The organism is Streptomyces sp. NPDC052043 (assembly GCF_044548235.1).
GTDB lineage: Bacteria > Actinomycetota > Actinomycetes > Streptomycetales > Streptomycetaceae > Streptomyces.
This window is the reverse complement of record NZ_JBIUBT010000001.1, coordinates 881,527-894,839: the sequence shown is the minus strand read 5'-3', so window position 1 is coordinate 894,839 and position 13,313 is coordinate 881,527. Positions and strand designations below refer to the sequence as shown.

Here is a 13,313-nt window from a genome sequence, read left to right as displayed (position 1 = left end):
GGGGGGCCGCCCCCCCCGGGGGGGGGGGCGGGCGGGGGGGGGGGGGGGGGGGGGGGGGGGGGGGGGGGCCCCCCGCGCGCCCCCCCCCCCCCACGACCCGCAGCCCGTCCCCGGCCAGCCGGGCGAAGCCGGCGAACGTCACGGACGTACGGCCGCGCAGGCAACCCGCGCAGCCGGCGGTCAGCGCCCACCAGCCGGGCCTGCCCCAGCCCGCGTCGGCCAGGGCGGAGGCGGGCGCGCCGCACGCGCACGGGCCGACCGTCGCCGTGCGCACCCGCTGGCGGGCGTAGCGGAATCCGCGTTCGTAGCGGATGTAGCTGCCGAGGACGGAGACCTCCAGCAGGACGGCGCCGCGGTGCTCGGCCGTGCAGAGCAGGGCCTCGGCGGCGGCGCGTCCGCACACGCAGTGGAAACCGCAGTCGCACCGGCGCACGGGTGGCCGGTGGCGACGGCCGTAGACGCAGGCCGCGTCCGCGACGACCCCGTACGGCAGCGCGCCGCCGAGCGACACACCGGTGAAGCGGGCCCGGGCTCCGTCGTGGGACAGCACCGGGTGGGCGATCTTGTATCCGGTCGGCGGCTCCGTCGGGCGTTCCGCGGGCAGCCGCAGCCTCATCGGGCGGCCGGAGCCTCTTCGGACGCGACGGCGGCCCGCGGTGCCCGGATCTCCTGGCTCGCCCGGAATTCCCCGGCCTCCTGGATCCCCTGGCTCGTCTCGGGGAGTCCGGACGTCTCCTCGCGGACCGGCGACCGTTCCTCCGCGACTCCGGTGGCCAGTGCCTTGCCGAGCTTCATGACGCCTCCCGTACCTGCCCGTCGGTGACCTCCAGCCCATGGTGACGCATGACGGGCAACTTGGACACAGGACACCTTCGATCCAGCTTTGCTTAGGGGTACCCGGTAGAAGAATTAAGTGGAGCTTCACAATCGGCCGGTCGACACTGCTCTCATGACGACCACAGCCACTCCCGCTCCTCCCTTCGGCCGCGCCCTGTGCGCCATGATCACGCCCTTCACCGACGCGGGCGCGCTCGACCTCGACGGCGCCCAGCGGCTCGCCGACCGCCTGGTGGCCGACGGGTGCGACGGTCTCGTGCTCAGCGGTACGACGGGTGAGTCGCCGACCACGACGGACGCCGAGAAGTCCGCGCTGGTCCGGGCCGTGCGCGAGGCGGTCGGTGAGCGTGCCTCGATCGTCGCGGGCGTGGGCACCGCCGACACCCGGCACACCGTGGAGCTGGCGCTGGCGGCGGAGAAGGCGGGCGCGGACGGGGTGCTGGTGGTGACGCCGTACTACAGCAGGCCACCGCAGGACGCCGTGGAGGAGCACTTCCGCACGGTGGCGGACGCCTCCGGGCTGCCGGTGGTGCTCTACGACATCCCCGGCCGCACCGGCACACGGATCGAGCCGGACACCATGCTGCGGCTGGCCGCGCATCCCCGGATCGTGGCGGTCAAGGACTGCTCCTACGACTTCCTCGGCACCCAGAAGGTCCTGGCCCGCACCGAGTTGGCGTACTACGCGGGCTGCGAGGAGCACATCCTCGCGCTGTACGCGGTGGGCGGGGCCGGATACGTCAGCACGGTCGCGAACCTCGTCCCGCGCCAACTGCGCTCGATCCTCGACGCGTTCGACGCGGGCGGCACCGCACGGGCCGCCCGGCTCCAGCAACAGGCCATCGAACTCATCGAGTCGACGATGTCCGCCGGCCTGCCCGGCACGGTCACCGTCAAGGCCCTGCTGAACGACCTGGACCTGCCCGCGGGCCCGGTCCGCGCCCCCCTGCGGCCCGCCGACCGCGAGACGACGGCCGAGCTGCGAGCGGCCTACGAACGCCTGCGGGCGGCGTAGTCACGGCTACCCGCCTGCCGTCATGACACCACGTCAGTCACGGCTGTTCAGCTCGCCCGCTTACGCCACGTTGTCCCACGTCTGCCGCTGCTCGTGGCGCCCGGCACAGCGGCGGACGACCACGAACGTGGGCGCGACCACCCGCCCAAGCGGCGAGTGAGTTCCGCCAGCACCCTGCCTTCCGCGGGCTGACGGGGCCGTTTCGCAGAGGCGGCGGCGGACGGTCGGGGAGCATGAAGCCGACGGGGTCCAGCCCTCGCGCAGGGCGCGTTCGACGACTTGGGCAACGTCCGACGGCAGTACCGCCTTGCCCTCGCGTCCGACCCAGTTGCTCGGGCGCGGCTGGTTGGTGGCAACCACGAGCGTCGTCCCCGGAATGTCAGCATGCTCAACCGCGAACGCGCAGGCACACGTTGGTGGGACGGCTGGCCCAAGACCGTCCCGCGCATGCCACACGCAGAAGTCCGGCTGGAGTACTAGAACCCCGCCAGTAGGGCAGCGATCAAGAGGAGAGCAACCACGGCCCCGAAGATGACACCCGCCATGGAGAGAAACTTCCAGGTGGGGGCCAGAGCGGTGCGGGCGATTTTAAGGTTGATGACCGCGCCGAGCACGCCGATGAGGCCGCCGAGCAATCCACCGATGAGGGGCAGACCCAGGGGGAGGGTCGCAAGTATGCGTTGCCATCCGGGAAGATTACGGATTTGAGTGAACCAGTTCTCTTTTGGGGCATCTAGACGGAGATCGGGCATTTCAGCCATGTGGGCTTCCTCGGTAGCTTGGGAGTTGAAAGCGTGAAGATCCCAGAGCTGCCGGACGCACATGGAAACTGTCCATTAACGATCAAGTGGAGCTGGATGTCCTCGCAGGGAATTCGCCACTCCTCCACGGGCCGAGCCTCACGACGGAAGTCGGCGCAAACTCAACTCGGGCCATTTCACGCTCGTTTCTCGCGCGTTGGCACTCGTCGTCCAGCCTTCATCCGATGCGACCCACCCTCGACTGGTCCGAGTGGAGGCGTCGCCACTAGGCCGTGACGCTGTCGGAGATCTTGAAGAGCGGGAGCTGCGACAGCGTCAGGCATTGAGGTTCTCGGCAAGCGCTGCTGGTATCGCTGCGGGTGAGTGCCGTCGTTACCCGGGGCTGAACCATCTGGGCTGCCGATCTCTCCCGCCGGGTGTCTCCGCTAGCCTTGCCGCCGGCTGCCAACTGGGGCTGCAATGAAGCCGGGAGAAGAGACATCGTGGTGAAGGCGCTTATCGCGGGAGGAGCCGGTTACATCGGCAGCACGGTCGCCTCGGCCTGCCTGGACGCAGGCATCACCCCCGTGATCCTGGACAGTCTTGTCCGGGGCCGCCGCGAGTTCACCGTAGGCCGTACCTTCTACGAGGGCGATATCGCGGACGGCGCACTGGTCGACCGGATTTTCTCGGAGCACCCGGGCATCTCCGCGGTGGTGCACTGTGCGGCGCTGATCGTGGTACCCGAGTCCGTCGCGGACCCGATCGGCTACTACGAGGCGAATGTGGCCAAGAGCCTGGCTTTCGTCGGTCACCTGCACCGCAACGGCTGCGACCGCATCATCTTCAGTAGCTCGGCCTCCATCTACCAGGCCGAGGATGGCTCGCCCGTCGACGAGGACTCACCGCTGGCGCCGCAGAGCCCCTACGCACGGACCAAGGCCGTGTGTGAGGAGATGTTCGCCGACATCGCCGTGACGGGACCGCGTGTGCTGTCGCTGCGCTACTTCAACCCGGTCGGGGCCGACCCACAGCTGCGCACCGGACTCCAGCTCAAGCGACCCAGCCATGCTCTGGGCGTGCTGATCCAGGCACATGACGAAGGCCGTCCGTTCCCGGTCACGGGCACGGACTACCCGACACGCGACGGCTCAGGCATCAGGGACTACGTGCACGTCTGGGATCTCGCCGCCGCCCACATCGCGGCGATTGAACGCTTCGACACCATCCTCGTGGGGGCGGCACGCTCGATCGCGATCAACCTGGGTACCGGCTCGGGGACCACAGTTCGCGAGCTGTGCGTCGCGTTCAACAACGTCGTCGACACACCCCTGGCGACCATGGACACCGACCGGCGGCCCGGTGACGTCGCGGGCAGCTACACGCAGAGCGACCGGGCGGACAGGCTGCTGGGGTGGAGGCCGAAGTTGTCCCTGGAAGACGGCATCCGGTCGGCCCTGGACTGGATGCCGGTGCGCGACAAGCTGTTGAAGGACTGAGTGGTTGACGCTCTCGGGGATCTTGAGGGCCAAGACTTCCTTGCGGTGCGCCGTGGGACGAAGGGGCTGGCCAAGCTCTGAGCCGTCTGTTCGTCGCGTGCCACAGCCGTGCCAGATACAGGGGTCAGCCGCGGTCAACAGGTGTGGTGCTGCGCGGCAATGTCGAGGTCGGTCTCCAGGCGGGTTGCGGCGACGGCGACCGAGGCCGGACGGCGGCACACAGCGGCACCCCAGGGCGACCCTCGGAGCAGCCGACGACGGCACCGGGGGCGGGTTCAGATCCAACTTCCCCATTCGGTGCTCACGCACGAGCGCCCTCCCAGGCCGTCCTCGGGCTGTGGAAGGGCACTCAACCATGACCAACATCGACATCTGTCGACGGCTCAGAACGGCAGGTCAGAGCGATGCTCCAGTACGCGGCCGCGAGTCACAGCCGCCCATGGTCAGTTGTGGCTGTGCAGGATCTCGTTCAGGCCGCCCCAGACCGCGTTGTTCGGGCGGGCCTCGACGGCGCCGGTGACCGAGTTGCGGCGGAAGAGGATGTTGGAGGCGCCGGACAGCTCGCGGGCCTTGACGATCTGGCCGTCGGGCATCGTCACCCGGGTGCCGGCGGTGACGTACAGGCCGGCCTCGACCACGCACTCGTCGCCGAGCGCGATGCCCACGCCCGCCTCGGCGCCGACCAGGCAGCGCTCGCCGATGGCGATGATCACGTTGCCGCCGCCGGAGAGCGTGCCCATGGTGGAGGCGCCGCCGCCGATGTCGGAGCCGTCGCCCACCACGACCCCGGCGGAGATGCGGCCCTCGACCATGGAGGTGCCGAGGGTGCCCGCGTTGAAGTTCACGAAGCCCTCGTGCATCACGGTGGTGCCCTCGGAGAGGTGCGCGCCGAGCCGTACCCGGTCGGCGTCGGCGATGCGGACGCCCTTCGGGGCGACGTAGTCGGTCATGCGCGGGAACTTGTCGATCGAGGTCACCTGGAGGTGCAGGCCCTGGGCGCGGGCGTTGAGCCGCACCTTCTCGATGTCGTCCACGGCGACCGGGCCGAGCGAGGTCCAGGCGACGTTGGCGAGGTGGCCGAAGATGCCGTCCAGGCTCTGGCCGTGCGGCTTGACCAGCCGGTGCGAGAGCAGGTGGAGGCGCAGGTAGACGTCGTGCGCGTCGATCGGCTTCTCGTCGAGCGAGGCGATGACCGTGCGGACCGCGACCACCTCGACGCCCCGGCGCGCGTCCGGTCCGATCGCCGCGGTGGCACCGTCGCCGAGCAGCTCCGCGGCCCGCTCGGCGGACAGCCGCTCGCTGCCGGCCGGGCGGGGCTGGTCCGTCAGCTCGGGGGCGGGGAACCAGGTGTCGAGAACGGTGCCGTCGGCGGCGATCGTGGCGAGTCCGGCGGCCACGGCGCCGGTGGTGCGGGGAGCAGTCGTGTCGGTCATAGAAGGAAACCTAACGTGAGGCGGCGCGCACCGGCGAACCGGTGCGGTGGGCGTCTCATGTGCCGGTCCGCGGCCCGCGCGGGAGGCGGCGCGGCGGGCGCGCCACCTGCTCAGGTGTCCGCGGACGGCGGGATCATCCGCGCCAGGATCTCGCGCGCGTAGCCCTCGTCGTACGGGGTTCCGGTCAGCAGCACCTGGAGGCAGATGCCGTCCATCAGGGCCACCAGGGCGCGGGCGGTGGTCGGGTCGGTGCGGCGGGAGAGCAGGGCCGCGACGTCCTCGGCCCACTCGGCGGCGACGGGACGGAGCGCGGGGCGGCGCAGGGCGGCGAGGTACAGCTCGTACTCCAGCTCGACTCCGGTGCGGTCACCGGCCAGCCACTGCCCCATCCAGCCCGCGAGCGCGTCCGCGAGGTCGGTGCGCGGGTCGTCGAGGCCGCCGCGCGCGGCGATCACCTTGGCGAAGCCCTCGTTCGCCTGCCCGAGGGCCGCGACCATCAGCTCGTCCAGGGTCCGGAAGTGGTACGTGGTGGAGCCCAGCGGTACGTCCGCCTCCTCGGCCACCGTGCGGTGGGTCAGCCCGGCGAGGCCCTTGGCGCCGACCACGCGCAGCGCCGCGTCGATGATCCGCTGCCGCCGCTCGGGGTCGTACCGCCGGGCCATCAGTGGGCCCCGCCCAGGCTGAGCACGACCACTCCGCCGATGATCAGGACGATCCCCGCGACCTTGGCGAGGCCCATCCCCTCCCCGAACAGCACCAGACCGAGCGCGGCGACGGCCGCGGTGCCGATGCCGGACCAGATGGCGTAGGCCGTGCCGATGGCCACGGTCCGCAGGGTCCGGGCGAGCAGCACGAAGGACAGGACGTACCCGAGGACGGTCACCAGTGAGGGCCCGAACCTGCTGAAGCCGTTGCTGTACTTCATGGCCGTCGTGGCGGCGACCTCCGCGGCGATGGCGCCGACGAGCAACACGTATCCCATGGGGGCGAGCGTATCCACCGATGTGTACGGTCGTACATATCGAGGGGCCCGCGATGTCGGTGCCGGCACGGCGAGCGGAACGACGAACAGGCGAGCGGAACGACGAACGGCGAGGCCCGTTCGGACCTCGCCGTTGGTCGTCGTGCTCGTGGATCTCAGACGTTGAAGCCGAGCGCCCGCAGCTGCTCGCGGCCGTCGTCCGTGATCTTGTCGGGGCCCCACGGCGGCATCCAGACCCAGTTGATGCGCAGCTCGTTGACGAGGCCGTCCGTGGCGGACTTGGCCTGGTCCTCGATGACGTCGGTGAGCGGGCAGGCCGCGGACGTCAGGGTCATGTCGACGGTCGCGATGTTCGACTCGTCGACGTGGATGCCGTAGATCAGGCCGAGGTTGACGACGTCGATGCCCAGCTCGGGGTCGACGACGTCCATCAGGGCCTCGCGGAGCTCCTCCTCCGAGGCCGGCTTCATCTCCACGGTCTCGCTCATGCGGTCTTCCTTTCGGCGTCGGCGCCGCCCAGCGCCTGGGCCGTCGCGTCCTTCCAGGCCATCCAGCTCAACAGGGCGCACTTGACCCGGGCCGGGTACTTGGACACCCCGGCGAACGCCACCGCGTCCTCCAGGACCTCCTCCATCGCGTCGTCGGGCTCGATCCGGCCCTTGGACTGCATCAGCTCCAGGAAGGTCTCCTGGATCTTCTGCGCCTCGGCCAGTTCCCTGCCGACGAGCAGGTCGTTCAGCACGGAGGCCGAGGCCTGGCTGATCGAGCAGCCCTGGCCCTCGTACGAGACGTCCTCGATCGTCGTGCCGTCGTACTTCACTCGGAGCGTGATCTCGTCGCCGCACGTCGGGTTCACATGGTGCACCTCGGCGTCGCCATCCCTCAGACCACGCCCGTGCGGGTGCTTGTAGTGGTCCAGGATGACCTCCTGGTACATCGAGTCCAGCTTCATCCGATCGCTCGTCCCGTCAGCCGAAGAAGTTCCGTACGTGCTCCAGGCCGTCGACCAGAGCGTCGATCTCGGCCGGCGTGGAGTACAGATAGAACGACGCTCGCGTGGTCGCAGGAATTCCGTACCGCAGGCACACCGGCCGCGCGCAGTGGTGGCCCACGCGCACCGCGATGCCCTGCTCGTCGAGGACCTGGCCCACGTCGTGCGGGTGGATGTCACCGAGCGTGAAGGAGATCGCCGCGCCCCGGTCCTCGGCCGTGGTCGGGCCGATGATCCGCAGGTCGGGGACCTCCGCCAGCCGCCGCACCGCGTACTCGGTGAGCGCGTGCTCGTGGGCGAGGACCTTGTCCATCCCGATGGCGTTCAGGTAGTCGATCGCCGCGCCCAGACCGACCGCCTGCGCGATCGGCGGCGTGCCCGCCTCGAACTTGTGCGGGGCGGGGGCGTACGTCGACGAGTGCATCGACACCGTCTCGATCATCTCGCCGCCGCCGAGGAACGGAGGCAGGTCCTCGAGCAGCTCCTGCCGGCCCCAGAGCACACCGATGCCGGTCGGGCCGCACATCTTGTGACCGGTGAAGGCCACGAAGTCGGCCTGGAGGGCCTGCACGTCCAGCGGCATGTGCGGCGCGGCCTGCGAGGCGTCGATGCAGACCAGCGCGCCGACCTCCTGCGCGCGCCGGACTATCGCCTCGACCGGGTTCACGGTGCCGAGGATGTTGGACACCAGCACGAAGGAGACGATCTTCGTCTTCTCGGTGATGATCTCGTCGATGTTCGACAGGTCGAGGCGGCCGTCGTCGGTGAGGCCGAACCACTTCAGCTTCGCGCCCGTGCGCTGCGCCAGCAGCTGCCAGGGAACGATGTTGGAGTGGTGCTCCATCTCGGTGATGACGATCTCGGTCTCGTGGTCCACCCGGTAGGGCTCCTCGGCCCAGCCGAGCATGTTGGCCACGAGGTTGAGCGACTCGGAGGCGTTCTTGGTGAAGATCACCTCGTCGCGGCTCGGCGCGTTGACGAACGCGGCGACCTTGTCGCGCGCGCCCTCGTACAGCGCCGTGGCCTCCTCGGCGAGCACATGCACACCGCGGTGGACGTTGGCGTTGTAGCGCTCGTAGTACTCGCTCAGGGCGTCCAGCACCTGGCGCGGTTTCTGCGAGGTCGCCGCGTTGTCCAGGTACACGAGCTTCCGGTCGTCGTGGACCAGCCGGTCCAGGACGGGGAAGTCCTTGCGGATCGCCTCTGTGTCGAGGAGGCCCGGCAGCTGTGTCACGCGGATGCGCCACCCTTCACGTATGCCTCGTAGCCCTCGTTCTCCAGCTTGTCCGCGAGCGCGGGGCCGCCGGACTCGACGATCCGGCCGCCCGCGAACACGTGGACGTGGTCGGGCTTGATGTAGCGCAGGATGCGCGTGTAGTGGGTGATCAGCAGGGTGCCGACCTGGCCGCTCTCGCGGACCCGGTTCACGCCCTCCGACACGATGCGCAGGGCGTCGACGTCGAGGCCGGAGTCGGTCTCGTCGAGGATCGCGATCTTCGGCTTGAGCAGCTCCAGCTGGAGGATCTCGTGCCGCTTCTTCTCACCGCCGGAGAAGCCCTCGTTCACGTTGCGCTCGGCGAAGGCCGGGTCCATGGAGAGACGCTCCATGGCCTCCTTGACCTCCTTCACCCAGGTGCGCAGCTTCGGCGCCTCGCCGCGGACGGCGGTGGCGGAGGTGCGCAGGAAGTTGGAGACCGAGACGCCGGGGACCTCGACCGGGTACTGCATCGCCAGGAACAGGCCCGCGCGGGCGCGCTCGTCGACGGGCATCTCCAGGACGTCCTCGCCGTCGAGGGTGACGGAGCCGCTGGACACGGTGTACTTGGGGTGGCCCGCCAGGGCGTAGGCGAGAGTCGACTTGCCCGAGCCGTTGGGGCCCATGATGGCGTGCGTCTCGCCCTGCTTCACGGTGAGGTCGACGCCCTTGAGGATCTCCTTCGTGGCGTTGTCGGCCTCGACGGTGACGTGCAGGTCTCGGATTTCAAGCGTTGCCATGGATGCCTCAGGACTCCTGGGTGAGGGAGACGAGCACGTCGTCCCCTTCGATCTTTACGGGGTAAACGGGGACAGGGCGCGTCGCGGGGGGGCCGGACGGCTTGCCGGTGCGGAGGTCGAAGCTGGAGCCGTGCAGCCAGCACTCGATCTGGCAGTCCTCCACCTCGCCCTCGGAGAGGGAGACGTTCGCGTGCGAGCAGATGTCGTTGATGGCGAACACCTCCCCCTCGGTCTTCACGACCGAGACCGGCGTGCCGTCGAGTTCCACCCGCTTCGGGGTGTCCTCCTCCAGCTCGCTCAGCCCACAGACGCGTACGAAGGTGCCGCTCATCCGACCGCCGCCTCCAGTTCCTCTTCGATCTTGGCGATGAGGCGCTCCTCGATGTCCGTGACACCGATCTGCTGGACCAGCTCGGCGAAGAAGCCGCGGACCACCAGTCGGCGGGCCTCCTGCTCCGGGATGCCACGGGCCATCAGGTAGAAGAGCTGCTCGTCGTCGAAGCGGCCGGTCGCGGAGGCGTGGCCGGCGCCGACGATCTCGCCGGTCTCGATCTCCAGGTTGGGCACGGAGTCGACGCGGGCGCCGTCGGTCAGCACGAGGTTGCGGTTCATCTCGTAGGTGTCCGTGCCCTCGGCGCTGGCCTCGATCAGCACGTCGCCGATCCACACCGCGTGCGCGTCGTCGCCCTGGAGAGCGCCCTTGTAGGCGACGTTCGACTTGCAGTGCGGGGCGTTGTGGGTGACCAGGAGGCGGTGCTCCTGGTGCTGGCCGGCGTCGGTGAAGTACAGGCCGTACAGCTCGGCCTCGCCGCCGGGGCCGGCGTAGGTCACGCGCGGGTTCAGGCGGACGACGTCGCCGCCGAAGGTGACGACGACCGACTTGAAGGAGGCGTCCCGGCCGATCAGCGTGTTGTGCTGGGCGACGTGCACGGCCTTGTCGTCCCAGTCCTGGATGGAGACGACGGTCAGCTTGGCGCCGTCGCCGAGCAGGTAGTCGACGTTGGCGGCGAGCACCGCGTCACCGGTGTGGTCGATGACGACGACGGCCTCGGCGAAGGCCCCGAGCTCGATGACCTGGTGGGCGTACCCGACCCCGCCCTCGCCGTGCACCGCGATGCGGATCGGCTCGGTCAGGACGGCCTCCTTGGGGACGCTCACGACCGAGGCCTTCTCGAAGGCGGAGTAGGCCTGGGCGGCGACGCGGTCCACCGGGGTGCCGGCCTTGCCGAGCCGCGCGTCGTCGCGGCCGACGGTCTCGACGGTGACGCCGTCGGGGGCCTGGACGTCCACCTTGACGCCCTCGCCGGTGGCGGTCGCGGTGCCGTCGTGCAGACCGCGCAGCCGCTCCAGCGGGGTGAAGCGCCACTCCTCCTCGCGGCCGTGCGGGACCGGGAAGTCCGCCACGTCGAAGGAGGGCGGCGCGCTCATGCGCGTGGCGACGGTCGACTCGGCGGCGACCGCGATCTGGCCGGCGGTGGTCGAACCCACCGGGATGTTCTGGGCCTCAGCCATGGCTGTCGTAATGCTCGCTTTCTTGCGTATGGGCTGGATGGCGGACTGCGGGCCGGCGAATCGCCGGCCCGGGTCGGTGCTTAGCCGACCGCGCCCTCCATCTGCAGCTCGATCAGCCGGTTGAGCTCCAGCGCGTACTCCATGGGCAGCTCCTTGGCGATCGGCTCGACGAAGCCGCGCACGATCATCGCCATCGCCTCGAACTCGCTCAGACCACGGCTCATCAGGTAGAAGAGCTGGTCCTCGGAGACCTTGGAGACGGTCGCCTCGTGGCCCATGGACACGTCGTCCTCGCGGACGTCCACGTAGGGGTACGTGTCGGAGCGGGAGATGGTGTCCACGAGCAGCGCGTCGCAGAGCACGTTGGACTTGGAGCCCGCGGCGCCCTCGCCGATCTCGACCAGGCCGCGGTACGAGGTACGGCCGCCGCCGCGCGCCACCGACTTGGAGACGATGTTGGACGAGGTGTTCGGCGCCATGTGGACCATCTTGGAACCGGCGTCCTGGTGCTGGCCCTCGCCCGCGAAGGCGATGGACAGGGTCTCGCCCTTGGCGTGCTCGCCCATCAGGTAGACGGCCGGGTACTTCATCGTCACCTTGGAGCCGATGTTGCCGTCGATCCACTCCATGGTCGCGCCCTCGTAGGCCACGGCGCGCTTGGTGACCAGGTTGTAGACGTTGTTCGACCAGTTCTGGATGGTCGTGTAGCGGCAGCGGGCGTTCTTCTTGACGATGATCTCGACGACCGCGCTGTGCAGGGAGTCGCTCTTGTAGATCGGGGCGGTGCAGCCCTCGACGTAGTGCACGTAGGCACCCTCGTCGACGATGATCAGGGTCCGCTCGAACTGGCCCATGTTCTCCGTGTTGATGCGGAAGTAGGCCTGGAGCGGGATCTCCACGTGCACGCCCTTCGGCACGTAGATGAAGGAGCCGCCGGACCACACGGCGGTGTTCAGCGCGGCGAACTTGTTGTCACCGGCGGGGATGACGGTGCCGAAGTACTCCTTGAAGAGCTCCGGGTGCTCCCGCAGCGCGGTGTCGGTGTCGAGGAAGATGACGCCCTGCTCCTCCAGGTCCTCGCGGATCTGGTGGTAGACGACCTCCGACTCGTACTGGGCCGCGACACCGGCGACCAGGCGCTGCTTCTCCGCCTCGGGGATGCCGAGCTTGTCGTACGTGTTCTTGATGTCCTCGGGCAGGTCCTCCCAGGACTCCGCCTGCTTCTCCGTGGAGCGCACGAAGTACTTGATGTTGTCGAAGTCGATCCCCGACAGGTCCGAGCCCCAGTTCGGCATGGGCTTCTTCTCGAAGAGCTTCAGGCCCTTCAGACGCAGCTTGGTCATCCACTCCGGCTCCGACTTCTTGCCGGAGATGTCGCGGACGACCTCCTCGTTCAGACCACGCCTGGCAGAGGCACCGGCCTCGTCGGAGTCGGCCCAGCCGTATTCGTAGTTGCCCAGGCCCTCGAGTTCGGGGTGGGCAGTCTCCGTGGGGAGAGTCATGCGGGGTTCCTCCCGGCCGTGCTTGCGGATGCGTTGTGGCTGTGGTGATCGGTCTGGGAAATCTTGGGGATGAACGTCGTGCAGACGCCGTCGCCGTGCGCGATGGTCGCCAGTCGCTGAACGTGGGTCCCCAGCAGCTCTGCGAAGATCTCCGTCTCCGCCTCGCACAGCTGCGGGAACTGCTCCGCGACGTGGGCGACCGGGCAGTGGTGCTGGCAGAGCTGCTCACCCTGCTGCGGGAGGGGCGCGTTGCGCGCCGTAGCAGCGTACCCGTCCACGCTCAGGGCCTTGGCCAGCGCCGCAGTGCGCTGGTCGGGAGCGACGGCCTCGATCGCCTTGCGGTACGCGCCCGCCTGCGCGGCGATCCGCGCCCGGGCGAAGGCGGCGACGGCACCCTGCCCGCCCTCGTGCTCGGCGATCCAGCGGAGCGCGTCCACGGCGAGCTTGTCGTACGACTGGTCGAAGGCGTCCCGCCCGCAGTCGGTGAGCGCGAAGACCTTGGCGGGCCGGCCGCGCGTCCGCGCGCCGTACACCCGCTGCTCCCGCGCCTCGACCACGTCGTCGGCTACCAGGGCGTCCAGGTGGCGCCGCACGGCGGCCTGGGTGAGCCCGAGCCGTCCGGCCAGCTCGGCGACCGTCGACGGGCCGTGGTCCAGGATGGACCGCGCGACCCGGTTGCGCGTGGAGCGCTCCCCGGTCGCGAACTCCTCCTGCGGGGCCCCCGTGGGGGTCTCCCGAGCCTGGCCGACGTTTTTCACAACGCCATTGTTGCGTAATTCCTCGAGACCTGACAAGCGGCGCTGGTCC

General features: G+C 69.6%; 16 protein-coding genes. 2 read left to right on the top strand and 14 right to left on the bottom strand.

Features of this window, described 5'->3' with window-relative positions; genetic code table 11:
• The coding region (locus ACIHCX_RS04250; RefSeq protein ID WP_400026362.1) for a hypothetical protein at positions 1–616 on the bottom strand (616 nt) is incomplete at its 3' end.
• Positions 613–795, bottom strand: a complete 183-nt coding sequence (locus ACIHCX_RS04245) for a hypothetical protein (RefSeq protein WP_400026360.1) — start codon at positions 793–795, stop codon at positions 613–615. The genes ACIHCX_RS04250 and ACIHCX_RS04245, both read right to left, overlap by 4 nt.
• A 154-nt stretch (positions 796–949) precedes the next feature.
• On the opposite strand from ACIHCX_RS04245, the gene dapA reads away from it, so the two are divergent.
• Positions 950–1,852, top strand: a complete 903-nt coding sequence (dapA, locus tag ACIHCX_RS04240) for a 4-hydroxy-tetrahydrodipicolinate synthase (protein ID WP_400026359.1) — start codon at positions 950–952, stop codon at positions 1,850–1,852.
• A gap of 476 nt (positions 1,853–2,328) precedes the next feature.
• On the opposite strand, the gene ACIHCX_RS04235 is transcribed toward dapA, so the two are convergent.
• Positions 2,329–2,613, bottom strand: a complete 285-nt coding sequence (locus ACIHCX_RS04235) for a hypothetical protein (protein WP_400026358.1) — start codon at positions 2,611–2,613, stop codon at positions 2,329–2,331.
• A gap of 482 nt (positions 2,614–3,095) precedes the next feature.
• Here ACIHCX_RS04235 and galE point away from each other — a divergent pair, with 482 nt between their 5' ends.
• Positions 3,096–4,091, top strand: coding sequence for a UDP-glucose 4-epimerase GalE (gene galE, locus ACIHCX_RS04230; RefSeq protein WP_400026356.1), 996 nt, complete (start codon positions 3,096–3,098; stop codon positions 4,089–4,091).
• A gap of 443 nt (positions 4,092–4,534) precedes the next feature.
• On the opposite strand, the gene dapD is transcribed toward galE, so the two are convergent.
• From dapD to ACIHCX_RS04175, 11 genes are all read right to left on the bottom strand, one after another.
• Complete coding sequence (gene dapD / locus ACIHCX_RS04225; protein ID WP_400026354.1) at positions 4,535–5,524, bottom strand: 2,3,4,5-tetrahydropyridine-2,6-dicarboxylate N-succinyltransferase; 990 nt, start codon at positions 5,522–5,524, stop codon at positions 4,535–4,537.
• 110 nt (positions 5,525–5,634) lie between these two features.
• A complete protein-coding gene (locus ACIHCX_RS04220) occupies positions 5,635–6,186 on the bottom strand; it encodes a TetR/AcrR family transcriptional regulator (protein WP_400026353.1) in 552 nt (183 codons plus the stop codon).
• Entirely contained in the window at positions 6,186–6,506 is a 321-nt protein-coding gene (locus ACIHCX_RS04215; protein ID WP_400026352.1) for a DMT family transporter, read from the bottom strand. Before ACIHCX_RS04215 ends, ACIHCX_RS04220 begins: the two co-directional genes overlap by 1 nt.
• Positions 6,507–6,661: 155 nt before the next feature.
• On the bottom strand, positions 6,662–6,994 hold the full coding sequence (locus tag ACIHCX_RS04210; RefSeq protein ID WP_010039749.1) for a metal-sulfur cluster assembly factor: 333 nt from the start codon (positions 6,992–6,994) through the stop codon (positions 6,662–6,664).
• Positions 6,991–7,458: a Fe-S cluster assembly sulfur transfer protein SufU gene (sufU, locus tag ACIHCX_RS04205; protein WP_225074129.1), complete on the bottom strand. Its 468-nt coding sequence runs from the start codon at positions 7,456–7,458 to the stop codon at positions 6,991–6,993. Before sufU ends, ACIHCX_RS04210 begins: the two co-directional genes overlap by 4 nt.
• A 16-nt stretch (positions 7,459–7,474) precedes the next feature.
• Complete coding sequence (locus ACIHCX_RS04200) at positions 7,475–8,731, bottom strand: cysteine desulfurase (protein WP_400026351.1); 1,257 nt, start codon at positions 8,729–8,731, stop codon at positions 7,475–7,477.
• Positions 8,728–9,492, bottom strand: a complete 765-nt coding sequence (gene sufC, locus ACIHCX_RS04195; RefSeq protein ID WP_400026350.1) for a Fe-S cluster assembly ATPase SufC — start codon at positions 9,490–9,492, stop codon at positions 8,728–8,730. Before sufC ends, ACIHCX_RS04200 begins: the two co-directional genes overlap by 4 nt.
• Positions 9,493–9,499: 7 nt before the next feature.
• Positions 9,500–9,823 carry a bifunctional 3-phenylpropionate/cinnamic acid dioxygenase ferredoxin subunit gene (locus ACIHCX_RS04190; protein ID WP_400026348.1) on the bottom strand — a complete coding sequence of 108 codons (324 nt, stop codon included), beginning with the start codon at positions 9,821–9,823 and terminating at the stop codon, positions 9,500–9,502.
• Complete coding sequence (gene sufD / locus ACIHCX_RS04185; RefSeq protein ID WP_400026347.1) at positions 9,820–11,004, bottom strand: Fe-S cluster assembly protein SufD; 1,185 nt, start codon at positions 11,002–11,004, stop codon at positions 9,820–9,822. The genes ACIHCX_RS04190 and sufD overlap by 4 nt, the downstream gene beginning before the upstream one ends.
• Positions 11,005–11,084: 80 nt before the next feature.
• Positions 11,085–12,506: a Fe-S cluster assembly protein SufB gene (gene sufB / locus ACIHCX_RS04180; protein WP_400026346.1), complete on the bottom strand. Its 1,422-nt coding sequence runs from the start codon at positions 12,504–12,506 to the stop codon at positions 11,085–11,087.
• Entirely contained in the window at positions 12,503–13,264 is a 762-nt protein-coding gene (locus tag ACIHCX_RS04175) for a helix-turn-helix transcriptional regulator (protein WP_400026344.1), read from the bottom strand. Before ACIHCX_RS04175 ends, sufB begins: the two co-directional genes overlap by 4 nt.
• Between the last annotated feature and the right edge of the window lie 49 nt (positions 13,265–13,313).